A 25,627-nucleotide genomic window follows, 5' to 3' on the forward strand; every position below is an offset into this window, starting at 1 on the left:
CTCATTTGGTATGTAGGAGCTCCCATTGTTGTGCGAGGATTTTCAATCGCCCTACGACGTCATCTTGGCTCGACACGGACATGTTGACGGTCAGCGGTTGCTGCTGTGGCCGATTCACCGCGGTCGCGATGGCGGCACCGGCGTGGGGTCGTTCCTGCAGTGTCGCAAGGATGTGCTGCAGGTAATGGGGGTCGGCATTCAGTGCTTGGAGGAAGGGCCGGTTCAGTGCGGTGGACCGGGCGTTCATGACGAACTCACCGTCGGAGAGCCACGCGGGGATCTTATCGCCGATCGATGATCCGGGTCCGTGTATCGCGCCGCCGTCGGCCCGCTGGACGTACATCTTTTGCATGAGTTCGTCTGCGCGCGCGAAGTTTTCGTCGGCCCGCTGAGCGTAACCCGCCGCGGCGGGCCCGAGATCACCAGCGCCTCGATACTCTCTGAGCTGTTTCTCCCCCGCGTTGTATCCCGCGGCGAGGTACTCGTTGAGCGAGATCTTCTCCTTCATGGTTTCCGGCACTCCGCCTGTACTGGGGTCCTCTTCGAGTCGTTTCAAGGCGAATGCGGTGGCTTTGACGGCCAGGTGTTCGTCGGTCATCAGATCACTCCATTGATGCCCGGCGAACTCAGCCGGATACTGCTTCTTCAGCTCGTTGAATGTTGGTTCCTTCATGTTGGTGAGGCCGAGGGAGTTCCCGGCTCCTCCGCGGATCGGGTCCGTCGCCCACCGCCCCAGGTCATAGGCGGTGGCGCCCGCGCGGCCAGTTTCGAGTGCCCGTGAGCCGCCTTCGTTCAAGACGATGGCCATGACCAGCCGGGGATCGATGCCGGCTCGTTGTCCGTATTCGACGGAGTCGTCGATCCACGAGCTGAGGTACGGGTCGACCTCGTCGCGCTGGTTGCCGGTGGTTTTCGGAACGAACCTCGGCGGTGTCGCGGTCCAGCTGGCCCGGGTGTGGTCGGCGGGGCTGAGGTACGGCGGGTTCGGTTCTACACCGGGTCGCGGGATGCGGTTCCCGTCGTCATCCAGGGGAGTAAATGCTTGTGGGTCCACGACCGGTACAAGCGTGGCGGGTCGGTTTGTCCATGGGGCTGGTAGCGAACTGCGCAGCAGCTGGTCCAGCAGTTGTTGTAGTGGATTTACCGCCATAGCTGGGGCGGGCATCTGGTCGTCGCTCATGTGATTCCGGTCCTTGGTAGGTAGTCCGTGGTCCGGCAGCGAGTGGCCGACTGATTCCCACGCAGGAGGTAGGTAGTCCTGACGGACGCAATTCCAGCGCAGGAGGGGCCTCCTCCTTGTGGTCGCGACTCCGGCCAGTAGGTGGAAGCGCTCGGATTCGGTGGCGGCGATGGTTGAGGCATGGAACGTGACGAGACCGATTCCGGTATCCAGGACGAAACCGATACCGCGACAACCGCCGCCGATACACCGCGGTCCGCGCCGAATCGACGCAGGTTACTCGGGCTTGCCGCGGTCTCGGGATTGGCGATCGGTGCGAACGCCGGGCTGGCCGGTGGCGTGGCATTGGGTGCGGATTCGAATCCGCCGCGCTTCCAGCCGACCGGGTTGCGGCGGTTCGAGAACAAGGTTGTGCTGATCACCGGGGCGACATCCGGGATCGGGGCGGCCGCGGCGCGGTTGTTCGCGGCCGAGGGCGGGCGGGTCGCGTTCTGCGGTCGGCGGGTCGAACGTGGGCGGGCGGTGGAGCAGGAGATCCGGGCGGCGGGTGGAGAGGCCACCTACTTTCGAGCCGATGTGCTCGTCGAGGATGACGTGCGGGAGTTCGTCGATGCCGCGGTCCGGACGTACGGCGGGTTGAACGTCGCGTTCAACAATGCCGGAATCACGATTCAGAAGAAGTTGCACGAATACCGCGCCGAGGAGTTCGACCGGGTCGTGCACACGAATCTGCGCGGCACCTTCTTGGCGATCAAATACGAAGTGCCGCACCTCATTCGGGCCGGTGGCGGGACGATTGTGGTCACCTCGTCGAGTAATGCCATCGCCACCGACGCGAACCGCGGCGCCTACACCGCGAGCAAGCGGGGTCTGGCCGGGCTCGTGCAGTCGGCGGCGCTCGACTACGCCGCCGACGGCATCCGCGTGAACACCCTCATCCCCGGCACCACCGATACCGAGTTGGTCCGCCGGGCCGCAGGGATGGAATCCATCCCCGATGACGCCTGGCAGGTATTCATGAAGCAGTGGGCCAAATCCAATATTCCCGGTCTCGGCCGCCTCGCGACCCCACAGGAAATCGCCTCATTCGCATTGACTCTCGCCTCGGATGAGCATCCGTACCTCACCGGGGCTCAACTGGTGATCGATGGAGGCAAGACCGCGCACGCGTGAGGTCATCCGGTGCTGAGTTCTAGGCGCCGGTGACGCCGCACGAAGATGCTGGGCACCCATTGTGCCGCATCGGGATTCGGTGCCAGTTCGAAACCAGCGGTCCTGCCCAGCAGGGTTTGCAGAGCCACGCGGGCCTCCAGCCGAGCCAAGGCGGCGCCGACGCAGAAGTGGATGCCCTTGCCGAAGGCCAGGTGATTGCGTTGGGCCGGGCGGTCGAGGCGAATTTCATCGGGTTCGGGAAAGACGGCCGGGTCACGGTTGGCGGCGCCCCATGCAAGGAACAGGTGACTGCCTGCGGGCAGGTCGGTGCCGCCGAGGGTGGTGTCGCGGACGACGTGGCGGTGGTGGGCGCGGAAGGGGGATTCCAGGCGCAGGGCCTCCTCCAGGAAGGGAGTGAGCAGGTCCGGATCCGTGCGCAGGCGGGTCTGGAGAACTGGGTTGGTGGCGAGGATGCGGGTTGCGTTGCCGATGAGGCCCGCGGTGGATTCGCCGCCCGCGCCGACGAGTTGGACGAGGATAAGGACGGCGACATCGCGGGTGAGTTCGCCTGCGGCGCAGGCTCTTGCGAGATCGCCGAGGAGATTGTCGCCCGGGTGGTCGCTGGCCTGAATGAGCTGGCGGCGCAGGTAGCCCGCGAGTTCGGTTGCGGCGGTGACGACAACGAGCAGACGGTCGGTGGTGACCACGCCGTCGAGCAGTTCGCTGCTCGTGTAGCCCCATGCGAGCAACTGGGGAATGTCCTTGTCGGGCAGGCCGATCAGGTTGGCTACCAAGGTCATCGGCAGCCGGTCGCCCATGGCCGACATCCATTCGATGCGTCCGTCACGAAAACCCTCAGCCCACAGGCGATCCGCAGTGGCGATGATGCTGGGTTCCAGTGCGCGAATGCGTTTCGCGACGAGAGCGGGCAGCACCAACTTGCGATGGGCCTGGTGGGTCGGGTCGTCGCCGGTCGCCAGGACATGGATCGCCTGGCCACCGCCGTCCAGGTCGAAGACCGCGGCCGAACCATCGGGTTGTCGCACCAGGGCGGCGGTGAGGTTGGCGGAGAAATCGGCGGGGCGAGCGGTCGCCTCCATGACCAGATCCCATCGGCTGACCAGGTAGAAACCGGTGTCCGCGATGCGGTGCACCAGGGAGTCGGTGCGCAGTCGGTCATAGAGCGGGTAGGGATCGTCGAGCAGCCCCGGGTCGAACAGGTCGATGTCATTCAACGCGCGGGTCATTCGCTCCGCCACCAGAACTCACCGGAACCGGCAACGACCCGATGGCCGGACAATGGGTAGTCCGCGTCGTTCCTCTCGCTATTGTTCTGGCCCGCAACCGATCCCAGCACGGAGAAGGCTTTGATCGAGCGATACGTCCTCCCCGCCTTTGCGCCGGATCGGGTCTGAGCCCGGCACGTGGGCGATATCGGCCATCCCGTTGCCGCAGCTCGGCGCAATTCCGCGGCATCGGCAGCCAGATCACTGGGCGATGTTCACCAATTGCGCCGGCCCACGGGGGCTGCGATTGGTCGCGATACTGGGGTCTCTGTTTGCCTGGCGCGCAGAGGGTTTCGTCGAGACCATCTGTCAGGCGGATGGTTTGGCCGGTCGGCATCGACGGCCGGTCACCGGGCGGGCTTCACCAATAGCGGCGGCGTACCGGGCGGCGGGTGGTGGAGAAGTTGGGCGGGCGGGTCTCGGTTGGCCTGGGGCGGAGGCGGTTTCGCCAGGGGGCGTCGGCTGGGCGGGTGCGGTGGAGTCGTTTTCTTCGCATGGTGTGTCAGCGCATGGCCCAGGGGGCGATGGCTTGGACTGCGGGCCAGCCGAAGTCTTCGGTGTCTTCGTCTTGGATGAACCAGAGCCAGTTCTGGACGGCGCGGACCAGGGTCCAGGCGCGGGCGCGTTCCGGGTCGAGTCCGGCGATATCGACGACGGTGGCGAAGCGTTCGTCGAGAGTGGATTCGGTGCGACGGTTCCAGAGCAGGGACAGGACGGTGAATTCGAGATCACCGATCATCGGCTGCGGATCGATGACGAGCCAGGGTTCGCGGGCGCCGCCGAGGACGTTCTCGAAGTGCAGGTCCTCGTTCACCAGCAGTCGGTCCGCGCTCGGGCCGAGTTGGACGCAGACATCGACGGCGGCGTCGAGCATTTTGCGCGGAAAGGGTGCACCCAAGCGCTGCCAGTCCTTCGGCAGTTCCTCGACCAGGCGCTCGGCTGCGGTGCGCAGGTCGCGGGAGACGCCGGGCGGCGCGGGGATGGCAAGCCTGCGCAGCAGCACGGAGATGGTCCGGACCGCGTCATCGATGGGCTCGAACTCCAATGATCTGGTGGGGTCGAGTCGTTCGAGCAGCAGCGCACCGTGCTCGGCATCGCTATCGAGCAACCGCACCGCACCATCGCCCTGCCAGGCCGCAAGCGCGACCGGTTCGTCCCGGGTCTCCGGCGTGAGATACGCGAGTTTGAGCACCACCCGGCTGTCATCGGCACGCACCGCGGGCAGCACCAAACCACCGTAACCATGCATGAGCTCGTCCTCGAACCGAAGCTGCCACCGCTCGGCGAAGCGGGCCGCGAGCTCGGGCAGACCATCCACCCATACCCGCGCCGCGGGCTCCATCCTGGCGAGACGATCAGCAAAGAACTCGGGGACAACAATCACCACCCGAGCATCTCAGCCCTGTCGAACCATTTTCCTCGCCGACCTGCCGAACGAATCCACCACCACCGCTCCCGCGAGGCCGTCGACGATCTGACCTGCCGCCTGGACGGCTTTCGGACGATCCACATCTCGATCGTCGCCGAGCAACCTTCGCTACGGCAGGCCAGGCAGTCCAGGAAATACCGGCAGTTGCGGTAAGCCCGGGATCGGATTCTGCGGCGGCGGTGGTGGATCGGGGACTGTGTTCTGTGGCGGCGCTGGCGGGTCGGGGACTGTGTTCTGCGGCGGCGGCGCCGGGGCGGGGACTGTGTTCTGCGGGACCTGCACCGAGGTGGGAATCGGGGTTTCCGGAACCGGTGGCGGCTCAGGGAGGCTCTGCTCCTGGGGGACGCAGATCCAGCGGCCGTCCGGCGACAGGCCCCACTGCGCGACAATGCCATCGTGGGAGCAGTCATCGCCGACCTGGTGCGGTTCGCCGCCCTGGCCCAGGGGGACGCAGACCCACTGGCCGTTGCGCAGGTCCCATTGCGCGATGATGCGCTCGTGCGAGCAGTCATCGCCGCGCTTGTGCGCCGCGGAGGTCGGCGGGCGATTCGGCGGCGTGATCGGGGGCGCGGGGGCCGCGCGGGCGGCTGTCGTCACCGTCGCGGAAAGGGATTTCCCGGCCGAGGTCGGCGCACTGCTCGTCGAATCCTGATTCGCGCCCAGCAGCAGCGCGACCGCGACCACCAGCGCGAGAGCGGCGGCGACTACGGCCGCGACGGCTATGACGCGCGAGCTATCGGTTCCGCGATCGCCGCCGGGTGCCGCACCGCCGGAATGCACCATCGCACCGCCTTCGTTCCGAGTAGGGACTACCTTCACGAAAAGCTCTGCTGGCAGGCTACCGAAGGACCGGCACGAAAGATCACCTTTCCCGGCGCGTGTTCACCGAGGCAGCGCCCTATTTGATGCCGACGCGCACCTTGACCGCGTCATCGCCGGTCTCGTGCAGTGCCTGCCCGATCAGACTGCTGAGATCGATGCGCGGTGCGCTGGCGGTGACCGCGTCGGTCAGCGGCCGCAAGCCGGGGATCAGCGATTTCAGCTCCGGCCCGACCTTGTCCATCCACTCGGTCACCCGCTGCAGGAACGGCACCAGACCATCGCCATCGAGGTACATCTGCGGACTGTTCCCGGCCGTGACCAGCCGACCGACCGCCTCCACGAGATCGTCGAGCGCCTGCCCGAACTGCACCAGATTGGTCGCGCCGACGGTGGTGGCCGGTCCGGCCCATTCGATATCGCTGGCGGCGAACTGAAAGCTGGTCAGCAATTCGGCGATCTTCGGGGCCCTGGTCATGATGGTGGCGGCGAGCAGGTCGCCCGAGCGCGTGAGTTCCGGCATTACGGCGGACGTGCCCGCGAGCGACTTGCCGAGCGTATCGACAATCGAACCGACAACCCTGGGATCGAGCTGGTTCATGGTCTTGGTGACCAGCCGCGCCACCTCCGGAATGGACAGCGGCGTGCGAATGTCCTTGGTGTCCAGGCGTTGTCCGTCCTTCAGATACGGACCGCCGTCGGTATTCGGCACGAACTGCACATAGGGCTCGCCGAGCGCGGAGAGCTGTTCGATGGTGACGGTGCTGTCGGTCGGCACCTTCTGTCCCTTGTCGACACGGAAGCCGACCTCCACGCCCATCGCCGTATTCTCCACCGAGGTCACCTTGCCGACCGGGATGCCGGTGAGCAGAATCGGCGAACCGACCCCCAGACTGCCCGAATTGCGCAGCACCATCGAGGCATTGGTGTAATCGGCGAACGGATCCAACCGCACCACGCCGAAGGTCAGATATCCCGCGCCGAGGATCAGGATGGCGGCGATACCGCCGAGCGAGGCCAGCGAACCCACCTTCATCGGACCGCTCCGATCATGCGCAACGTTTGAATGATCCGATCGACCTGCTCGGGTTCGGACACCGCGGCGGCATCGGTCCGGACCCCAGTGATGTTGAACTTCGGCCCGCGCTCGGCAAACGGAATGATCTTGTCGCGCAATAACGCGACGAGCATTGCCATATTCGAAGGCGACCGCAGATCCAGCGGCCCGCCGGTCAGCATCGGCACGAACGCGCGCAGCATCGCGTCATTGGACTGCAGCAGCGGCGCGAGCCAGGTCATCGACTTGCCGACCGGGCCCAGCGCACCGAAGATATTCGCCACTCCAGCAATGGAATTCGTCGCCGCACTGACCTGCCGGACGCCCTCCTCGGTGGTGATATCGTCCAACTCGGGCCGAATATCGTGCAGCACTTCGGAATTGGTCAACAAACCGTACAAAAGCGCATCCACCTGATCGAGGTTCGCCGCCAGGTCCGCGACATCGCCACCCATCACGTTCGCAATGCGTGCGGTCTCCCGGGGATCACGCGGCAGTACGGAATTGAACCGACCGATGATGTCCTGCAGCTGGCCGATCGCACCACCTTGAACGAAGAAGGCCATGGCGGCCATGGTGTCCTCGAGCTGCACCGGCGGCTTGGTCCGCTCGATCGGGATGGTGCCGTCGGGGCCGAGCAGCGAGCCGAAACCGTTGGACGGCGTGGTCAATGCGATGTGGATATCGCCGAGCACGGTGTTCTGCCGCAGCTCGGCAATGGTCGTGGTCGGCAATTGCACCGACTTCGCGATATCGGCGTCGACCACCACGAATCCACCACGGCCCGGGGGCGCTTCGGCGGCCGGGACGACGGTGACCTTGTCGACCGTGCCGATCTGCGCGCCATTGGCGATCACCTTTGCCTTGGCCGGCAGGTTCAGGGCATTCGCGAATTCGATCCGCACCCGATAGGTAGGCCCGGATACCGATGTGCCGGGGACCGGCACCGATGACGGGTCGAAGGCGCAGCCGCCCAGGCCGACTCCGGCCGCGAGCGCGACCGCTACCAGCCGCTTCCTCATCGTCCACCTGCCAATCCCAGCACCAGCTGGACGAGTTGCACCTCGACCATGCCATTGCCCGCACCGACGCATTTGCCCGGCGTGACGGCATTGACCGCAGCACAGACCTCGTCGGCGTGCTGCTGCGGAATGGCCACCTTGGGCGGCGCATAGGTGATACCCGGCGCGCCATCGGCAACCACCGTCCGGAATGCCGAGGTGAGTGCGGGCGTCATGAGCACGACATCGCGCAGCGAACCGACATTGGCGCGCAACAGCTTGATCAGCGGCACACCGGCATCGAGCGCGCGCAGGATCGGATCGCCGAACATCGTGGTGATGTCATTGAGCATGGGCAGGATCTGCCGCAAGCCGTCGAAGAGCTGCACTGCGGGACCGAGCAATTCGGTACTCGCCTGGTCCAGCGCGGGGCCGATCCGGACCAACATCGACTGCAGATCGCCCCAATACTGGGCCACCTTTTGCGATACCGAAGCGAACGCATCGAAAATGTTCGCCAGATGGCCGATATCGGCATCGGGCGCCTTCAGCGCCGAACCGAGTTTGTGGATCAGCTCATTGACCTGCGCTCCGGTGCCCGCGGTCGCCGCATCGAGCGAGGCGAGGCCCTTGGCCAGCGAATTCTGCTGGGCCGGATCGGGTCCGTTGAGCTGGTCGGAGAGTGCGGACAGCGCGGTCAGCGTCTCGGTGAGGCTCTTGGGGGTGAGCGTCTTGGTGATGCACTGTCCGCTGTGCCAACGGTCGGTGTTCTTGCCGCTGGACAGCACGGCCAGGTTGCGATCGGCGACCACGGTGTCGGACACGGTGGTGGCCGAGGCGTCGGCGTACACCGGATAGTCGGCGTCGACCTCGAAATCGACCCGCGCGCCTTTGCCCTGGTTCTGCACCGAGGTCACCGTGCCGACGGTGATGCCGCGCATCGTCACCTGATTGCCCGGATACAGCCCGATGCTGTCGGGCATTATCGCGCAATAGGATTCGGTCTTCTGCAGCGGATCGAAGGCGATGAGATATCCGGTGACGGCGAGCGCGGCGACAACGACGGCACCCGCGATCGACATGAACGCCTGCGAGCCGAGAACCCGATTCAGCATCAGCACGCCTTCCCGGGTAGCGGCACGCACACTACCGCCGCGCCCAGAACCTGCGCCGGATCGAGACCGGCTGGCGCCTGGATGGTTTCGCCGGATTGATTCACCACTATCCCGCCCTCCGGAATCGCCAGGCCCTGCAGTTTCTGGCTCAGGTCGTGTGCGGAGGAGATGATCGGCTCCAACTGACGGCCCATCTGCTCCAGCCGCGGCAGGGCGTCGGCCAACTGCTGGGCTCTGGGCTTCAGCGCGGCATCCCATGACGGCGCGAGCGCGGCGATCCGCTGAACCACGCTGTTCAGCAAGGCAATCGACGCGCGCAGCTCGGCGCGTTTGTCGATGAGGACCGTCTCGAGCAGATTGGCATTGTCCATCAGCCTGTGCAGATCGCTTTTCGCGCCGTCCCACATGGTCACGTACTCATCCGCCACCGCAATGGCACTCGACACCTGGGCGCGTTGCCGATCAAGGGCATCGAGGTAACTACCGACGGTGTCCAAGGTGGTCCGCAGCGTGTCCGGGGCACCTTGGACGGACTTGTCGAGCGCGGCGAGGTTGCGCCGCAGGGTATCGCCGTCGATCTTGCCGATCGGTGCCGTGGCGTCCTGGAACGTCTGAATCAGGCTGTAGGGCAGGCGAACTCGATCGGCTGGAATCGGCTTATCGCCCAGCGGCGCGGTGCCCGCCGGGAACAGCGCGACGTAATGGCCGCCGACCACGGTGAGCATGCGAATGTCCAGCGATGTCTGGTAACCGATGAAGATCTCGGAGTCCACAGTGAACCGCATGACGACCTTATCCGGCTTCAGCTCCAGCGATTTCACCGTGCCGACCGATACCCCCGCCAAGCGGATATCGTCGCCGGACTTCACCGACTGCGCCTCCGACAGCTCGGCGGTGTATGTCGCCTTGCCGAACGGAATCACGTAAAGCGCTGCGGCAGCGCCCATTGCGATGACAACCAGTACCGCCCCGATGATGCCGAGCCGCACCTCCTTGCGCAGTCGCGTCGGCTCGTCGAGGATCGGGCCATCGCCGCCGAACCAGCGACGCAGCGGATTCACCCGTTGCATACCGCCACCTTCTGTCCGCCGATCAGCACCTGCACCGGCTTGGGGAGCTCCGCATTTCCCTTGCTGCACTCCGGTTTCCAGTCGACGAAGGTGCGCGGCACCGCGTTATCGATCGAGGCGAGCAGGCCGGGCAGCTTGCCGAATACGTCGACGGCCTCCTGCGGGTCGGGGAACAGCCTGCGGATGAGTCCGTCGATATCCGCGCCGCTGTCGGCGGTCAGGCCGAAGGTGGCGAGCAGCCGGTCCAGCGGTCCGAGCACCGAGGGCGCGTTCATCGCGAATTCGGCCAGACCACCGATATTCGCTTCCAGCGCTTGGAAAATATCGGTGAGCCGAGCCAGCAGCGGGACCAGGTAATGCACCCGGCCACCGACCCGGTCGGCGAGTTCGGACATATTGCGCACCAGCGTCGCTATCACCGTCTGCCGATCGCCGACGTACTTGCTCAGCTTGCCGATGGCATCCATCGCCGGACCCAGACCCGAACCATCGCCCTCGATCACCGCGAGCATGCTCGCGGTGAACTGGTTGACGGCCTCCGGAGACAGGGTGGCCAGCACCGGTTTCAGGCCGTTGAACAGGCTGGTCACATCGAAGGACGGAACCGTCATCTTGGTATCCACGACCGCGTTCGCGGACAGCCGGACACCCGGATTCGGCTGCTGCTGCAGGTCGATATACCGCTGGCCGGTGAGGTTTTGGTAGCGAATGGCCAGGGTGCTGTTGTCGTAGATCGGTGTCGATGTCTCGACCGTGAGCCGGACCTTGGCCCTGATCCCGTCGAGCGAGATGCCCTCGACCTTGCCGACTTGCACGCCATACATGCGCACGTCATCGCCGACCTTCAGGCCGTTGGCATCGGTGAACAGCGCATCGTGCGCCTCGGTAGCACCGGCCACCGGCCGCTTGATCGCCGTCAGCACCAGCGAGAGCACCACGATCATCACCGCGGCGAAAACACCGAGCCGCCAAGCGGCGCCACGCACCGTCATCGCACACCCGCCTGACCGAGCAGCGGCACCGCGATACCGGGCATGCCCCGCAGATCGACCTCGAGATTCAGCACCGGACCATCGGGGGTATCCGGCATGGCGGCCCGCAGCCGCTGCAGCAGGGCCCGCAGTTCGGCGGCGGACTGCTGCGGCCGAGAGACCATCTGCGCCAGCACATTCAACATCGGCGCGAGCATGTCGGCGCCCTCGGCGAAATGGCCGCCAGCCGTGGTCAGCGTGGTCCCGAGCGCGGGCAGGATGCTGCCGGTCAACGCGGCGACACCGCGGTCGTAGTGCTCGCGGTCGGTCTGCAGGATCTTGTTATCGCGGATCTGATCGAGGACCTGGATGGCCGCACCCGCGAATATGCCGCCGCCGTCGAAGGCCGGGCCGAGTCTGCCGACCAGCTCGGAGGCCGGCATGGTCTGGTTGTCGGCGATGGTGCGCGCCACCGTGATCAGTGCCTGTGCCAGCGGGGTGAACGCCTGGAAGTCCGCGCAGACCTGGGCGATGACGCTGGCCAGCTGCGGGGTGAATACGGTCGCGCCGACCTGGGACAGACTGCGCAGGATGGCGCCCATCGTCGCGTCGTAGACATCCGCCGCGCGCTGGCCGGTCAAATCGATGACCGCGTCCGGGCGCAGCGGCGAACCGCCCGGGCCACGGCGCAATTCGAGTTCGCTGATGCCGAACAGATTGGCGGGCGCGTAGTCGACGCGCAGGCTGTCATCGATGCTGAAGAGCCGGGATCGGTCCAGCCGCAACGTGATTCGCTGGGTGCCGCGCTCGTCGGGTGCGATCTGCGCGACCGTGCCGACCAGCACACCGTCGAGGCGCACCTGAGTGCCCGCGCTGAGGCCGTCACCGATCTCCTGAGTGTGCAACGCGATCCGCAGAGCGTCGTCGGCGCGCAGATTCCGATAGAGCGTGGTCGCGAGGGCGACAACGGCTATCAGCGAGATAATCGCCAATCCAACTGTCCGCGAACGCTTTTTATCCGCGGCGACACCGGGCATTCCATATTTCGGCATCCGCTACCCCGTAAAACTGATCGCCGCGTTGAAGCCCCACAGCACAATGCTGAGCACCATGTCGATGGCGATAATGGCCACGAAACTCGTGCGCACCGCGCGACCCGACGCGATGCCGACGCCCTCGGGCCCGCCGGTGGCGAAGAACCCGTAATAGCTGTGCACCAGGATCACCACCGTCCCGAAGATGGCGACCTTGATCACCGCGGCAATCACGTCGAAGCCGGAGACGAATTGGAAGAAGTAGTGGTCGTAGACGCCAGCGGATTGGCCGTGCACCAGCGTGATGATGCCGCGGCAGGCCGCATAGCTGAGGATCAGCGCGATCAGGAAGGTCGGCACGATGGCCAGCGCGCCCGCCAGCACCCGGGTGGTGACCACGAACGGCACCGAGCGCAGACCCAGCGCCTCGATCGCGTCGATCTCCTCGGAAATGCGCATCGAGCCGATCTCCGCGGTGATCCGGCAGCCCGCCTGCGCGGCGAATCCCACCGCGGCCGCGATCGGCGCCAGTTCACGGGTGGTCGCGTAGGCCGAGACGATGCCGGTGACCGGTCCCATCCCGAGCATGCTCAGTGTCGCGAACGATTCGACAGCCACGGACGCGCCCATCACCAGACCGAGCACGATCATCATCGGCACCGTGCCGCCGCCGACCACGACCGAGCCCCGACCCCAGGTCATATCGGTAATGGCGCGCATGGTCTGACCGCGATAGCGCCGCAGCGTCAACGGAATCGCCGCGAGCACCTGCCAGACGAATACGGCGACGAACCCGAAACCGTCTGCCGCGCCCAGCACGCGGCTGCCGCGACGGAAATACCGTGCGACCCAAACGAGCCCCTTGGGGGTATAGGACGAAATCGCCATCAGGCCAGCCTCGTCGGCAGGAACATGGCGGTGACCTGGGTGAGCACCAGATTCACCACGGTGATCGAGACGACCGAGAGCACCACGGCCGCGTTCACGGCATCGGCGACACCGCGCGGTCCGCCCTTGGCCTCGAGTCCGCGCTGACAGGCGATGACCACCACGAGGAAGCCGAAGATCAGCGCCTTCAGCAGTGAGACCCACACATCGGCGGTCGTGGTGAACGAACCGAAGGTGGCCCAATAGCTACCCGGCGTGACGCCCTGGCCGCCGATGGCGACCGCATAACCGGCCATGATGCCGACGAAGATGATCAGGATGTTCAGCAGCGGCGCGACCACCAGCATCGCCGCCATCCGCGGGATCACCAGGCGGTGAATCGGGCTGATTCCCATGGTGTTCAGTGCGTCGATCTCTTCGCGAATGGTGCGGGCGCCGAGGTCTGCCGCGATGGCCGCCGCGCCGGCGCCGCCGAGCAGGAAGCCGGTGGCCATCGGCGCGCCCTGCTTGATGACGCCGAGCCCACCGGTCGCGCCGAGCAGCGAATCGGCGCCGAGGGTGTGGATGAGATTGCCGACCTGGATCGAGACGATCACGCCGAACGGGATCGCCATCAGGATCGCGGGGATGGTGGTGACGGTGATCAGTCGCCAGGCCTGCAGTACGGCCTCGCGCCACTGGAATTGACCACGAGCGATATCGCCGATCGAGCCGAGCACCGATTCCTGCGCGACGCCGAAGGCGCGACCGAAGGTGCGCAGCGACGAAACGACCGTATCCGAGAAGTTCTTCCTGACAACCGAAGTCGCGGATTCGCGGGCGTCCAGATCCGGCGTCATAGCCGGTGTCCCGGTGCCGCGCACAACGTGCGGGGTGTGTCGAAGTTCATTCCGCAGTCTCCGGATCCGGCGTCGATGCCAACATCCAGCAAGCTAATCGTTACGCTCGGTTACAACAAAATCGGCGACCTGTGATGCTTGCCACTTACTCGCCATTCCCGCCGCTCAGAGCGGTAATTCATGGTTCCGGTCACACCGGCTATGGCCAGCGACAAAGAACACAAAAGCCGAGAACAGGGCCGCGTGGATACCGCCCTGCTGCAGCATCGCCCGCCCTGGCGCCACCGTCGGACGCACACCACGGTCGTCTAGGCGAGCAGCACCATCGGGGTCGCACCGAGGCCGAGCGCCAGCAGCCCGCCTAGCCAGATGGTTGCTGCGGCTATCGCCGAATGGTTGGACCGATGCCCACCATCGCGGAACCGAGCGCGAGATCGAGACTGATCTGGACCCGATCGCGGCGGCGCGCACCGCAGCGAGGTTTCCGGTCAGTCGTCGAGATCGATGCGGACGGTGAGCAAGTCGGTGCCGACCAGGCGAACGGCGGCGCTATTGGCCTTGGGCAACGACCGCAGCCGAGCGCGCGGATCGTCATTCGGCAGTACATGCGCGGTACCGGTGTGCCAATGCCCGTGCAGCCGCACGCGTACCCGATTGTTGGCCTTGATGTTCCGGATGTACTGCGAGCGATCACCGAATTCGGACACGAGCCAGAACTCCTTGCCCACCCGGCGACCACCGATCGGCGTAACCCGCGGCTGCCCGCTCACCCGCCCCACGGTCTCCAGCAACTGCTGCGTGGGCAATCGCCGCAGGATCGGATTCCCCACCCGCCGCTGAAACGCCGTCACGACTCGGTGCTGGACATCACGCAAGTTCGCCATGCCCCGACGCTAACACCGCGGCCACCCTTCCCGGCCGATCAAGATCTGGTGAAAATCCGTGGCGGAGCCTTCCCGACCGATGCCGCGATTTCCACCTGAGCTCGGGCCGCATTGGCACTGTGTCGGGTTGCGAGGGGTGCGGGGTGGGCAGTTGGACGAATTCTCATGAATGCCACGGATTTCGTATGAGCAGCGCCATAGAGTCCGCTGCGCTGTATCAAACTTACTAGCAAGTCAGGAATCCACCTATGCGCGTTCTCCCCTCGCACTCCCGCGCCACCGTCCTCGCCGCCGCATCGGCGGCGCTCTGCCTGCTCGCCGCGGGCACCGCCCATGCGGGACCCATCAATTTCGCGGCGAAGGTGGATTCGCCATCGGGGGGCCAATTTCCGTCATGGGGACCGGGCCCAGCACCGGTCGGCACCGTCGGGGCCGACTTCAACGGGGACGGCAAACTCGATATCGTCGCGGCCGACTTCTCCGGCGCGGGACCGATTCTCATGACCGGCAAGGGTGACGGGCACTTCGATACCGGCAGCAGGGTCGGCGATGTCGGCAATGGATACGGTGCGGTCGCGACCGGGGACCTCAATGGTGACGGCAAGCCGGATGTCGTTGCCCAGGCCTGGACCTCGGTCGCGGTCTTCCTGAACAACGGCGACGGCACCTTCAAGGCCGCCAAGACCTACACCACCATCGAAGGCGCACAGCAGCAAGTCGCTGTCGTCGACACCAATGGCGACGGCAGGGCCGACGTGCTCAGCCTGCTGCCCAATGGCGTGCAGACCTGGTTCGGCAAGGGTGACGGCGCCCTCGAAACCGGGCCGACCAGCGGCATTCCCGGAGCAGCCGCCGCCTTCACCACCGGAAAGTTCAACGGCGACAATAAGATCGATATCGCGGTGAACAACGACGCATTGCAACAGGTGCACGTGCTCACCGGCAATGGCGACGGCAGCTTCTCCCTGCGCGGTTCCAGCACTTCGGGATTGATCACCGAGGACGTGCGCGCCGGCGACTTCGACGGCGACGGCATCGACGATGTGATCACCGCCGATTCTTTCTCGTTCAGCACCACCCTGCTGATCTCCGACGGGCAGGGCGGTTTCAAGAGGACCGACCGGGTCAACCTGTCCGGCCTCGGACCGACCAGCATCGCGGTGGGCGATTTCAATAGGGACGGCAAGCTCGATGCCGCGATGTCCGCGGTGGTCAGCTCGAAGATGGTGGTGTTCACCGGCAATGGCGACGGAACCATCGGCAAGTCCGGGGATCTCGATGTCACCTCGCAGCCGCAGACGCCGGTGGTCGCCGATTTCGACGGTGACGGCAAGCTCGACATCGTGGTGGCGGGGAGCGCGAATGCGGTGTCTTTCTTGAAGAACATCTCCTGACGTCGAGTCGCCACGGCCTGCGTGTTCCGGCCAACGTGGTGATCGCATCGAGATTCATGTACTCGACAGCGCGGCAATAAGCGACAATGTGCCGAGTGCGGACCCAGTTCACTCGCGAGCTCGTCGCGTTGACCAATGATTTGACGCTGATGTGTCGACTCGCCCACGATGCCGCCGAGCGCGTCACCGCCGCGCTCGGCGACGCCGATCTCGCCGCCACCTACGAGGCCTTCGCGCTCGACGAGCAGTTACAGAAGATGTACTCGGCCTGCGAGGCCAGGACCGTGGTGCTGCTCGCGCTGCAGGCGCCGGTCGCGCGCGACCTGCGCCACGTCGTCACCGCGATCCAGATCGCCACTGAGCTGTCTCGGATCGGCGGGCTGATCAGCCGCGTCGCCGACCAGGTCTACAAATGCCATCCGGAACCGGTTGCGCCACGGCCTCTTATGGATATCCTCACGGCCATGGGCCGCCTGGCCGCCCACTGCACCGCGCTCGCGGGCGAATCGGTCGCCACCGGACACCAGTCCGCCGTCTCCGAATCCGGTGCCCCCGCAATGGATCAGCTCCATCTGCGACTGCATTCCGCGCTCGCCGACCCAACCCTCACCCACCCCACCGAAGCCGCCATCGATATTGCCATGGTCGGCAATAACCTGGAACGCTGCATCGACCACACCGACCGGATCGATCGCCTGATCCGATTCCTGGACACCGGAATTCCACCGACCGCCCAACCCTCCGACCCCGAGTAGCCCCCACAGCGCCGGCCTCTGCCGCATCGAGCCCCGCGTCCGAGGAGTCGGCGTCGAACGCAGTCGAATAGTGGTCGCACACGCGGCATTCAACCGCCATATCACTACGCTCGGCGACCTGCTGGAGGCGGCACTAGGTGGTGCGTCGGGCGATTGCGTAGAGGTCGCGGGCGGGGCCGGTCAGGCGGTGGCCGGAGGGCCAGATGGCGCGCAGGGTTCGGGTGAGGTCGAGGCCGGTGATGGTTGGGGAGGCCAGGGTGCCGGCGGCGATTTCGGCGGCCACGGCCAGGGAGCTGAGGACCGCGGGGCCGACGCCGGAGGCGACCGCGGTTTTGATCGCGGTGGTGGAGGAGAGTTCGAGGGCAACTGTGGGCTTCCAGCCCGGAATGGCCCGCGCGACCGCATTTTCGAACCAGGTGCGGGTGCCCGATCCGGTTTCGCGTTGGATCAGCGGGGTCGCGGCGAGATCGGCGAGATCGACCGAGCCGCGGCGCGCCCAGCGGTGCTGTGGGGCGACCACCACGACCAGCCGGTCGCGGGCCACGATGTGGCTGTCCAGGCCACGGAAGTTCCGCGGGCTCTCGATGAAGCCGATGACGTCCTTGCCATCGAGCACCGCCTGCGCGACCTCGACAGAATTACCGGACTCCAGCGCGATGGTGGTGTCGGGTGCGGCGGTGCGCAATGTCATGAACCAGCCGGGGAACAGGTACTCGGCGATGGTTTGGCTGGCCGCCACGCGCAGGTGCGAATCGCGTTCGGCGCGCAATGTGTCGATGCCCGCGTCCAACTGCCCGGCCGCGTCGACCACCCCGCGCGCCCATTCGGCGATCAAGGCCCCGGCCGGAGTCGGCCGCGAACCGAGGGCGCTGCGCTCCAGCACCGGCAGGCCGACCAGCTTCTCCAGATAGCGGATGCGCGAGGACGCCGAGGGCTGGCTGATCCCATGCGCCTCCGCAGCACGCCCGAGGCTGCCCAGTTCGATAACCGAAAGCAGCAGGTCGAGCGCGGCCAGATCGGGAACGCGCGGAGACAGAGGCATAGAACGAGTCTATGCACCCATAGGAACGCGGCGGCTACTCGACACCGCCCGCGCCGACGAACCTGGACACATGACCGCCACAGTGACCTTCCGCCCCGCACCCCCGCGGCATCCGCTTGGCGAGCTCGAGCGCGGCGCGACCCGCCGCCTCGAACCCGGCCCCGTCGCGCCCCGTTCACTCCGGCACCTCGGACCCAACTGGTTCGCCACCGTCATGGGCACCAGCATCGTCGCCAATGCGGCCGCCACCCTGCCCCTGCAGTTTCCCGGACTGCGCGCCGCGGCGACCGTGGTCTGGGCACTGGCCGCGGTGCTGCTCGTGGTGCTGAGCGTCGCCTTCGTCATGCACTGGGTGCGCTACCCCGAGAGCCGCCGACTCGACCACCCGGTCATGGCCCACTTCTACGGCGCACCGCCCATGGCACTGCTGACCGTCGGCGCGGGCACCCTGGTGCTCGGCCGCGACGTGATCGGCCTCGATGCCGCACTCGCCGTGGACTGGGTGCTGTGGTCGGTCGGCACCGCGCTCGGCCTGATGACCGCCATCGCCATCCCCTACCGGATGTTCACCCGGCACCACGTCGAACCCGATGCCGCCTTCGGCGGCTGGCTGATGCCCGTGGTGCCGCCGATGGTGTCCGCGGCCATGGGCGCACTGCTGGCCCCCTACCTGCCCGAGGGCCAGCCGCGACTGACCATGATCCTGCTCTGTCTGGCCATGTTCGGCCTGAGCCTGATCGCCGCACTGGTCACCATCACCATGATCTGGTCGCGCCTGGTGCACTACGGCATCCCGCAGGCGGGCATGGTCCCCACCCTCTGGATCGTGCTCGGCCCGCTCGGCCAGTCCGTCACCGCCGCGGGACTACTCGCCAACGTCGGACCTGCCGCCCTGCCCGACCTCTACGCCAAGGGCCTGACCGTCTTCTCGGTCATCTTCGGCGTCGCCACTTGGGGTTTCGCAATGCTGTGGCTGGCATTGGCCGCCGCGGTCACCGTAAAGACGGCCCGCGCAGGCGAATTGAAGTTCAACCTGACCTGGTGGGGCTTCACCTTCCCCCTCGGCACCTGCGTCACCGCCAGCACCGTGCTCTACGGCCACACCGGCGCCGACCTCTTCGCCATCGTCGCGGTCGCCCTGTACATGGGACTGGTCACCGCCTGGGCGGTCGTCGCGGTACGCACCATCCGCGGCGCAGTCATCGGGCCTCTCCTGCGCCCGGTCGACCGAATCCCGCACTCGGCCGACATCATCGGCCGCGACGACTCCGTCAGGCCTTGAAGTACACCAGTTGATGGCTGGTCGCGAGCAACGCACCATCGTGGCCCCAGAGTTCGGCCGCTTGGTCGAAGAATCCGTTGCCGAAGTGTTGGGAGCGGGCGGTGGCGAGCAGCGGCTGGTCGGATTGGGTGGCGAGGCGGTCGGCGGCGGCGTGGAAGTACACGGTCAGCGTCACGGTTCCGGCGGGGACGACGCGGCCGAGTCGCAGCATCACGCGCGGAAAGAACACGTCGCTGAGCGCGGCGAGAGCCGGGTAGTCCAGTGGACGTGCGGGCTGGTCGCGGACCCAGAGCGTGGTGGTGGAACTCGGTTGGGCCGCACCGCCGTCGAGTTCGGTGATACCGCCCTCGATGAAGCGCATCTCGTAATTGCCAACCCAGGAGATGAATTCGGGGAGCGTATCGGGCTCGATGGTGTGCGGGGCCGCAGCGGCGGGCGCGGCGGCTTCGGTGGAGGTCCAGGTTTGGCGGCGGGTGCCGAAAACCGCGGTGGCCGTGGTGGTCACGGTGCCGTCCTGGCTCATCGACAGTGTCCAGTGCTGCGTGGTCCGGTTGGTCCGGACCGGTTGCGCCGCAATCGTGAAGGGGCCCTCGGCAATCGGACCGGCGTAGTTGACGGTGAGCGAGATCGGATCACCGAGGCATTGCGGATGTTGCTGTACCGCACGCAACATGGTGGCCGCGGTGATGCCGCCGAACGGCCCGACCATATTCCCGTACTCCGGAGTCGTTCGACCGCTGAAGTTTCCGTCACCGTCCGGCGTCAGGGCGACAGCGCTGTCGAACGCGTGCTGTGACGTCACGGTCGAAGTCATGGTGATCTCCTCGAGTGGGAAGCAGGCCGATTGCGGTCAATCGCGGGGGCGCAAACCGTATGTCAGCTGGGTAATCGTTTCGGCCAATAGGTCATCGGCGTTCTCCTGCTCGACGAACCCGGATCCGACGAAGGTGGCCAGCCCTTGCAGCGCGGCAACGGCGGCGATACCGATCCGCATCGGATCCCCCGCGACGACTTCGCCACGCGCCTGCCCCTCGGCGATCAACGCGATGGGCACGGTGAAGGCGCGTCCCACCGCCGCCACCATTTCCTCGCCGGAGGTCGGGCTGTGCTTGCGCGCGAACATCAGGGCGAGCAGCGCCGGATTGTCGATCGCGAATCGCAGGTACGCACGAGCGGCAGCGTGCAGCCGCTCCGCGAAGGGACCGGTCGGATCGACCTCGCCGTACACCGTGGCGAGCCGATCGAAACCGACCAGCGCGAGCGCGTCGAGCAGCGCCTGCTTATCCCGGAAATGCCTGCTCGGCGCGGCATGACTGACCCCGAGGTCGCGGGCCAGCTGACGCAGGGACAGTCCGTCGACACCGGACTCGCGCAGGGTGACCTCGGCACGCTTCAGCAACTCGGCGCGCAGGTCACCGTGGTGATAGGAGCGGGATCGGGCGAAATTCATGGTCGCTGCAGAATATCGGATACCGAGAGGTTGTTGGCATTGACTACTTTGTTGTCACTGCCTACATTGGGCGCTATGACGAACCACAAGTGGACTTCCGCAAATCTGCCCCGATTCGACGGCCGTACCGTCGTCGTCACCGGCGCCAACAGTGGGATCGGGTTGGTCACGGCCCGCGAACTGGCCAGGGTCGGCGCCCGAGTCGTGCTCGCGGTGCGCGATGTCGCGCGTGGCGAGGAGGCGGCCAAGAGCATCGCGGGCCGTACCGAGGTGCGCGAGCTCGATCTCGCCGACCTGGCCTCGGTTCGCGGCTTCGCAGCCGACTGGTCCGGCGATATCGACGTGCTGGTGAACAACGCGGGCATCATGATGGTCCCCGCCGGACGCACCAAGGACGGGTTCGAGCGCCAATTCGGCACCAACCACCTCGGCCACTTCGCATTGACGAATCTGCTGCTACCCCATATCACCGATCGGGTGGTGACCGTCTCCTCGCAGGCGCATCGCCGCGGCGCCATCGACCTCGCCGACCTCAACTGGGAAACGCGCACCTACAACACCGCGGCCGCCTACGGCCAATCCAAGCTCGCCAATCTGCTGTTCACCCTCGAACTGCAGCGGCGCTTCACCGAGACCGGATCCCGGCGCGCACTCAGCGCCCATCCGGGTTGGGCCGCAACGAATCTGCAGAGCCACTCGGGCAACCGGATCCTGCACGAGGTGATGCAGGTGGGCAACAGACTGCTCGCCCAGGATGCGACCTTCGGCGCGCTGCCCACTCTGTTCGCCGCCAGCCAGGACCTCGCGCCCGGCAGCTACGTCGGCCCCGACAGCTGGTTCGAATTCCGCGGCCATCCAAAACTGGTCGACCGCACCGCAACCGCCAAAGATGCCGACCTCGCGGCGGCCTTGTGGACCAAATCCGAAGAGCTGACCGGCATCCGATTCCCAGCCAACGCATGAGCGCTCAGTCGAGTAACGGAAACCTACCCGAGTGCAGTAACTCACTGATCGCGTCCATCTTCGCCTGCGGTGCGGCGTAATCCGGATGAGCGCGGAGCACTGCCGCGGCGTCGCCGAGCTTGTGCATCTGCGCTTCGGCCTCGATGACACTGCGGCCGCCGGGGCTGATGGGATGGTCGACGAAGACACGGCGGCCGAGTTCCACGCGCCCCACGGCCACCGCCTGCTCCACCCGACGGGGACAGCGGCAGAACGCCTTCGAGTCGACAAGGCCGCAGGTGGACCGAAGGAAGGTCGCCAGCCGCTGCCGCGCCCGCTCCAACCGTTTCTGGAAGGCGGCAGGCGATACATCGCTGATCCAAGCGGCATCGGCGGCTTTCAGTTCGAAGATATCGCCGAGGACGTAGGCGATGCGCTCGTCGCGGCTCAGACACTGCAGCATCGCCTGCGTGCAGCTGAGTCGCACCTCCTCGGCCAGCACCGCGGCCTCGGGACCCCGATAGTCCTCGGCGGCAAGCCCGTCGGCCAGGTCATCGCGGAAGTCGTCGAAGCTGACCTGTTGCCGCTCGTGCGTCGATTGCCGACGCAGGTTGCGCAGATGGTTCACGCCGATCCGATATGCCCAGGTGAGCAGCTTCGCCTCACCGCGCCAGGTGGCGAGTCGGGTGACCACTCGAATCATGATCTCCTGCACCGCATCCTCGGCATCGGCAGGCCTGCCGACCATGCGCAGCGCGAGCCGGTAGAGCGGATCCTGGAGTTGGTGAATGACCTCCGCGAGCGCCGCCTCGTCCCCGTCGACGGCGCGCGCGACCAACTCAGCTTCGGGATTCATCAACACCTGCCTCAGACCGTTGTCACCGCTGGCGTCAGCGCATGCCGTCGCAGCCAGGCGGCGACCGCACGGCCGATGGCATCGGGCTGATCCTCGGGGCTGTGGTGGGCGCCGGGGCCGACGGACTCCACCTCGATATCGGCGAACGTCGCGGCGGCCCAGGCGATTACTTCGGGCGATCCGAGGCCGACGCCCGGCTCGACGGTCATCAACAGCTTGGGCACATCGCCGCTCTCGGTCATCCATTGCCCGTAGTCGATGACTCGCTGCGCGACATCGGCGGGCGCGCCGTCGAGCGGGAATTCGCGCGCCCAAGCCAGCATCGGCTTACGGGAGGCCGGGGTCGGATATGGAGCCCGGTAGGCATCGAGGTCGGCGTCGGTCAGGCCGGCGATCAGCTTCGGCAGATTGAACTCGATGAAAAGGTTCTCCGCCAGCACGGCCTGTTCGCCTGCGGGCGAACGGAACTTGCGGAACATATCCGCGGAACCCTGCGGCAATTCGTCCCAGCGCATCGGGCGCAGGAAGGTTTCGATCAGCGCGATGCCGCGTACCCGGCCCGGATGCCTGGCGCCGAAGTCCATGGCCAGGGCACCGCCCCAGTCGTGACCGACCAGGACCACCTCGTCCAAGCCGATCGCGTCGAACCAGGCGTCCAGGTAGCGGACGTGATCGGCGAACCGGTAGGCGATGTCGGGCTTACCGGAGGCGCCCATGCCGATCAGATCCGGTGCCAGACAACGCGCTTCGCCCTCGATATGCGGGATCACATTGCGCCACAGGTATGAGGAGGTGGGGTTGCCGTGCAGGAACACCACGGGGAGGCGGCCCGCGCCGGTGTCGCGGTAGCTGATGAACGAGTCGAGAACCTCGATGGTTGTCATGGCAGGTGCCCTTTCGGAGTGTCTTATTGCCTTCACTCCGGTTCGACACCGGATTCCGGACTACTCCGACACACCTTTGATGTGATCTACATCACATCAATCTAACAAGGGAAAGCGCCCCGAGTGCAGCAGTCCGGCAATCGCGTCCATCTTCGCCTGCGGTGCGGCGTAATCGGGATGGACCCGGATCACCGCGGCGGCGTCGTGCAGTCGGATCATCTGCTCCTCGGCCGCGTTGACATTCCGGCCGCCCGCACTGATCGCATGCCGGGCGAATACGGGCCGCTTCAGATCCACGCGTCCGAGCGCCAATGCCTTGTCCACCCGCCGCGAGCAGCGGCAGAACGCCTCCGGGTTGGCTACCCCGCAGGTCGAATTCAGGAATGTCCCGATGCGTTTCTTAGCCCGCTCCAATCGCTTGCGAAACGCGGGGGCGGTGATACCGAGAATCCAGGCCGCATCGGCGGAGTTGAGCTCGAAGACGTCACCGAGGACGAATGCGACCCGTTCATCGCGGGCCAGACACTGCAGCATGGCCTGACTGCAGTTGAGTCGCACCTCGTGTGAGAGCACCTCGGCCTCGGGCCCGCGATAGTCCTCTGCCGCGAGCCCGTCGGCCAAACCTTCCCGATATGTATCGAGGCTGAGCTGCGCGGCCTCCTGCGGCGTCTGCCGCTTCAGATTCAGCAGATAGTTGACCCCGATCCGGTAGGCCCAGGTCAGCAGCTTCGCCTCACCTCGCCAGGTGGCGAGATTGCCGACCACCCGCAAGAGGATTTCCTGCGTCGCGTCCTCGGCCTCCACGGGCCGCCACACCATGCGCAGCGCCAGCCGATACAGCGGATCCTGCAGGTGCCGCACCACATCCGAGATGGCGGCACCGTCACCGGCTATGGCCCGATCGACCAGTTCCCGTTCCCGAGCCCGCGCCTCGGCGGCGCCTTCCTCGGTGACCGCACCATCGACGTCGTCGCCGACGATCGTGGTCAGATCAGCGGCGGGGTCTGCGACAGATAGCTCGGGTTCCACCGCACAATCCTTCGGCGGTATCCGAGCCGACGCAAGTCCAGCGCGTGGATCTGGATCACGACGCCGGTCAGCCGACCACCTTTGCACTCGATGCCGCGACGCAATACGCACCGGGCGCGGACGTCGACCCGCGCGCCGCGCACACGTCTTCGCATGCGCGGCGCACCGGCTCATGCACTCGCGGTCACCGAGGTCAGTGCGTGCGCGCGCAACCAGGTCGCGACCGCCGCGCCGATCGCGTCGGGCTGATCCTCCGGCGCGTGGTGTCCGGCCTCGCCCACCGAAACCACCTCGGCGCTGGCGAAAGTCTCGGCGGCCCAGGCGATCACCTCCGGCGCACCGAGGCCGACTCCGCTGTCGACGGCCATGATGAGCTTCGGGACGTCCGGAGTGCTGGCCGCCCACTTGCCGTAGTTCTCCACCAGCGCAACCACATCGGCGGGCTCACCTTCCACCGGGAACTCGCGCGGCCAGGCCAGCATCGGCTTGCGCGATTCCGGTGTCGGGAAGGGCGCGCGGTATACATCATGAACTTCCGGCGACAGGTTGCGAATGCCCCTGGGCAGGTTGAACTCGATGAACATATTCTCCTCCAGCACCATTCGCTCACCCTCGGCCGTGCGGAACTTGCGGAACAGCTCGGCGCCGAGCGGCGGGAGGTCGTCCCAGCGCAAGGGCCGCAGGAACGTCTCGATCAATGCGATGCCGCGGATGCGATCGGGATGGCGTGCGGCCCAGTGCATGCCGAGCGCGCCGCCCCAGTCGTGACCGACGATGACGACCTGATCGAGGCCGAGCGCGTCGAACCAGGCATCCAGGTAGCGGGCGTGATCCTCGAGCCGGTAGGCGCTCTCCGGCTTCCCGGACTCGCCCATTCCGATCAGATCCGGTGCGAGCACCCGGGTTTGCCCGGCGACATGCGGGATCACATTGCGCCACAGGTACGACGAGGTGGGGTTGCCGTGCAGGAAAACCACCGGAACCGAACCCGCGCCGGTATCGGTGTAGTTGATGAACGAGTCGAGAACGTCGACGGTAGCCATGATGTGGGTCCTTCCTTGATCCGGCTTTGTGCCTTCACCCGGTTTCGACACACGCTTCGGACCCGCTGTGACAGCCACGCGATGTGACGCCCATCACTCCACGTCGCCGGTCGGCGACCGGCACCACGACTCGGGGTGGTCCGCATTTGCCGACCAGCCCCCTGGCCACGCAGCGCGTTCTCCGACTGGCTGTGCCGAACGTCATACGCGACAATCACATACGGG

The 25,627-nt window shown here is 66.2% G+C and carries 26 protein-coding genes; 5 read left to right on the forward strand and 21 right to left on the reverse strand.

The window, feature by feature from the left end; translation table 11 throughout:
* Position 1: 1 nt before the first annotated feature.
* Complete coding sequence (locus tag ACHQ4I_RS07020; RefSeq protein WP_420770871.1) at positions 2 to 1,180, reverse strand: hypothetical protein; 1,179 nt, start codon at positions 1,178 to 1,180, stop codon at positions 2 to 4.
* 180 nt (positions 1,181 to 1,360) lie between these two features.
* On the opposite strand from ACHQ4I_RS07020, the gene ACHQ4I_RS07025 reads away from it, so the two are divergent.
* Complete coding sequence (locus ACHQ4I_RS07025) at positions 1,361 to 2,353, forward strand: SDR family NAD(P)-dependent oxidoreductase (protein ID WP_420770872.1); 993 nt, start codon at positions 1,361 to 1,363, stop codon at positions 2,351 to 2,353.
* 2 nt (positions 2,354 to 2,355) lie between these two features.
* Here the strand turns inward: ACHQ4I_RS07025 and ACHQ4I_RS07030 are convergent, their stop codons facing one another.
* The 12 genes from ACHQ4I_RS07030 to ACHQ4I_RS07085 form a co-directional block, all read right to left on the reverse strand.
* A complete protein-coding gene (locus tag ACHQ4I_RS07030; RefSeq protein WP_420770873.1) occupies positions 2,356 to 3,579 on the reverse strand; it encodes a cytochrome P450 in 1,224 nt (407 codons plus the stop codon).
* Positions 3,580 to 4,120: 541 nt separating this feature from the next.
* Positions 4,121 to 5,002 (reverse strand): aminoglycoside phosphotransferase family protein, encoded by an 882-nt coding sequence (locus ACHQ4I_RS07035; protein WP_420770874.1) that lies wholly within the window; start codon positions 5,000 to 5,002, stop codon positions 4,121 to 4,123.
* A gap of 153 nt (positions 5,003 to 5,155) precedes the next feature.
* Positions 5,156 to 5,830: a hypothetical protein gene (locus ACHQ4I_RS07040; protein WP_420770875.1), complete on the reverse strand. Its 675-nt coding sequence runs from the start codon at positions 5,828 to 5,830 to the stop codon at positions 5,156 to 5,158.
* A gap of 115 nt (positions 5,831 to 5,945) precedes the next feature.
* On the reverse strand, positions 5,946 to 6,902 hold the full coding sequence (locus ACHQ4I_RS07045) for an MlaD family protein (RefSeq protein WP_420770876.1): 957 nt from the start codon (positions 6,900 to 6,902) through the stop codon (positions 5,946 to 5,948).
* A complete protein-coding gene (locus tag ACHQ4I_RS07050) occupies positions 6,899 to 7,945 on the reverse strand; it encodes an MlaD family protein (RefSeq protein WP_420770877.1) in 1,047 nt (348 codons plus the stop codon). The genes ACHQ4I_RS07045 and ACHQ4I_RS07050 overlap by 4 nt, the downstream gene beginning before the upstream one ends.
* Positions 7,942 to 9,039 (reverse strand): MlaD family protein, encoded by a 1,098-nt coding sequence (locus tag ACHQ4I_RS07055; RefSeq protein WP_420770878.1) that lies wholly within the window; start codon positions 9,037 to 9,039, stop codon positions 7,942 to 7,944. The genes ACHQ4I_RS07050 and ACHQ4I_RS07055 overlap by 4 nt, the downstream gene beginning before the upstream one ends.
* Positions 9,039 to 10,109 carry an MlaD family protein gene (locus ACHQ4I_RS07060; protein WP_420770879.1) on the reverse strand — a complete coding sequence of 357 codons (1,071 nt, stop codon included), beginning with the start codon at positions 10,107 to 10,109 and terminating at the stop codon, positions 9,039 to 9,041. The genes ACHQ4I_RS07055 and ACHQ4I_RS07060 overlap by 1 nt, the downstream gene beginning before the upstream one ends.
* A complete protein-coding gene (locus ACHQ4I_RS07065) occupies positions 10,097 to 11,101 on the reverse strand; it encodes an MlaD family protein (protein ID WP_420770880.1) in 1,005 nt (334 codons plus the stop codon). Before ACHQ4I_RS07065 ends, ACHQ4I_RS07060 begins: the two co-directional genes overlap by 13 nt.
* Positions 11,098 to 12,132 carry an MlaD family protein gene (locus tag ACHQ4I_RS07070; protein WP_420770881.1) on the reverse strand — a complete coding sequence of 345 codons (1,035 nt, stop codon included), beginning with the start codon at positions 12,130 to 12,132 and terminating at the stop codon, positions 11,098 to 11,100. Before ACHQ4I_RS07070 ends, ACHQ4I_RS07065 begins: the two co-directional genes overlap by 4 nt.
* 3 nt (positions 12,133 to 12,135) lie before the next feature.
* Complete coding sequence (locus ACHQ4I_RS07075; RefSeq protein ID WP_420770882.1) at positions 12,136 to 13,002, reverse strand: MlaE family ABC transporter permease; 867 nt, start codon at positions 13,000 to 13,002, stop codon at positions 12,136 to 12,138.
* Positions 13,002 to 13,841, reverse strand: a complete 840-nt coding sequence (locus tag ACHQ4I_RS07080; RefSeq protein ID WP_420770883.1) for an ABC transporter permease — start codon at positions 13,839 to 13,841, stop codon at positions 13,002 to 13,004. Before ACHQ4I_RS07080 ends, ACHQ4I_RS07075 begins: the two co-directional genes overlap by 1 nt.
* Positions 13,842 to 14,329: 488 nt before the next feature.
* Entirely contained in the window at positions 14,330 to 14,725 is a 396-nt protein-coding gene (locus ACHQ4I_RS07085; protein ID WP_420770884.1) for a nitroreductase/quinone reductase family protein, read from the reverse strand.
* A gap of 248 nt (positions 14,726 to 14,973) precedes the next feature.
* On the opposite strand from ACHQ4I_RS07085, the gene ACHQ4I_RS07090 reads away from it, so the two are divergent.
* Together ACHQ4I_RS07090 and ACHQ4I_RS07095 are read left to right on the forward strand one after the other, a co-directional pair.
* Positions 14,974 to 16,119 (forward strand): FG-GAP repeat domain-containing protein, encoded by a 1,146-nt coding sequence (locus tag ACHQ4I_RS07090; RefSeq protein WP_420770885.1) that lies wholly within the window; start codon positions 14,974 to 14,976, stop codon positions 16,117 to 16,119.
* A gap of 86 nt (positions 16,120 to 16,205) precedes the next feature.
* A complete protein-coding gene (locus ACHQ4I_RS07095; RefSeq protein WP_420770886.1) occupies positions 16,206 to 16,874 on the forward strand; it encodes a phosphate signaling complex PhoU family protein in 669 nt (222 codons plus the stop codon).
* A gap of 133 nt (positions 16,875 to 17,007) precedes the next feature.
* Here ACHQ4I_RS07095 and ACHQ4I_RS07100 read toward each other — a convergent pair whose 3' ends face one another.
* Positions 17,008 to 17,916 (reverse strand): LysR family transcriptional regulator, encoded by a 909-nt coding sequence (locus ACHQ4I_RS07100; protein ID WP_420770887.1) that lies wholly within the window; start codon positions 17,914 to 17,916, stop codon positions 17,008 to 17,010.
* 70 nt (positions 17,917 to 17,986) lie between these two features.
* Between ACHQ4I_RS07100 and ACHQ4I_RS07105 the strand changes: the two genes are divergently transcribed.
* Complete coding sequence (locus ACHQ4I_RS07105; protein ID WP_420770888.1) at positions 17,987 to 19,198, forward strand: TDT family transporter; 1,212 nt, start codon at positions 17,987 to 17,989, stop codon at positions 19,196 to 19,198.
* On the opposite strand, the gene ACHQ4I_RS07110 is transcribed toward ACHQ4I_RS07105, so the two are convergent.
* Both ACHQ4I_RS07110 and ACHQ4I_RS07115 read right to left on the reverse strand, forming a co-directional pair.
* Positions 19,188 to 20,012, reverse strand: a complete 825-nt coding sequence (locus tag ACHQ4I_RS07110; RefSeq protein ID WP_420770889.1) for an acyl-CoA thioesterase — start codon at positions 20,010 to 20,012, stop codon at positions 19,188 to 19,190. The genes ACHQ4I_RS07105 and ACHQ4I_RS07110 overlap by 11 nt on opposite strands.
* Positions 20,013 to 20,048: 36 nt before the next feature.
* Positions 20,049 to 20,648, reverse strand: coding sequence for a TetR/AcrR family transcriptional regulator (locus tag ACHQ4I_RS07115; protein ID WP_420770890.1), 600 nt, complete (start codon positions 20,646 to 20,648; stop codon positions 20,049 to 20,051).
* A 75-nt stretch (positions 20,649 to 20,723) separates the two neighbouring features.
* On the opposite strand from ACHQ4I_RS07115, the gene ACHQ4I_RS07120 reads away from it, so the two are divergent.
* Entirely contained in the window at positions 20,724 to 21,611 is an 888-nt protein-coding gene (locus ACHQ4I_RS07120) for an oxidoreductase (RefSeq protein WP_420770891.1), read from the forward strand.
* Between the two features lie 4 nt (positions 21,612 to 21,615).
* Here the strand turns inward: ACHQ4I_RS07120 and ACHQ4I_RS07125 are convergent, their stop codons facing one another.
* The 5 genes from ACHQ4I_RS07125 to ACHQ4I_RS07145 are packed head-to-tail and all read right to left on the reverse strand — an operon-like array spanning position 21,616 to position 25,402.
* Positions 21,616 to 22,446, reverse strand: coding sequence for an RNA polymerase sigma factor (locus tag ACHQ4I_RS07125; protein WP_420770892.1), 831 nt, complete (start codon positions 22,444 to 22,446; stop codon positions 21,616 to 21,618).
* 11 nt (positions 22,447 to 22,457) lie between these two features.
* A complete protein-coding gene (locus ACHQ4I_RS07130) occupies positions 22,458 to 23,366 on the reverse strand; it encodes a haloalkane dehalogenase (protein WP_420770893.1) in 909 nt (302 codons plus the stop codon).
* 60 nt (positions 23,367 to 23,426) lie between these two features.
* Positions 23,427 to 24,359, reverse strand: a complete 933-nt coding sequence (locus ACHQ4I_RS07135; RefSeq protein ID WP_420770894.1) for an RNA polymerase sigma factor — start codon at positions 24,357 to 24,359, stop codon at positions 23,427 to 23,429.
* Positions 24,317 to 24,514, reverse strand: coding sequence for a hypothetical protein (locus ACHQ4I_RS07140; RefSeq protein ID WP_420770895.1), 198 nt, complete (start codon positions 24,512 to 24,514; stop codon positions 24,317 to 24,319). The genes ACHQ4I_RS07135 and ACHQ4I_RS07140 overlap by 43 nt, the downstream gene beginning before the upstream one ends.
* A 15-nt stretch (positions 24,515 to 24,529) precedes the next feature.
* Positions 24,530 to 25,402 (reverse strand): haloalkane dehalogenase, encoded by an 873-nt coding sequence (locus ACHQ4I_RS07145; RefSeq protein WP_420770896.1) that lies wholly within the window; start codon positions 25,400 to 25,402, stop codon positions 24,530 to 24,532.
* Positions 25,403 to 25,627: the final 225 nt, after the last annotated feature.

The organism is Nocardia nepalensis, from assembly GCF_048910785.1.
Taxonomy (GTDB): domain Bacteria; phylum Actinomycetota; class Actinomycetes; order Mycobacteriales; family Mycobacteriaceae; genus Nocardia; species Nocardia nepalensis.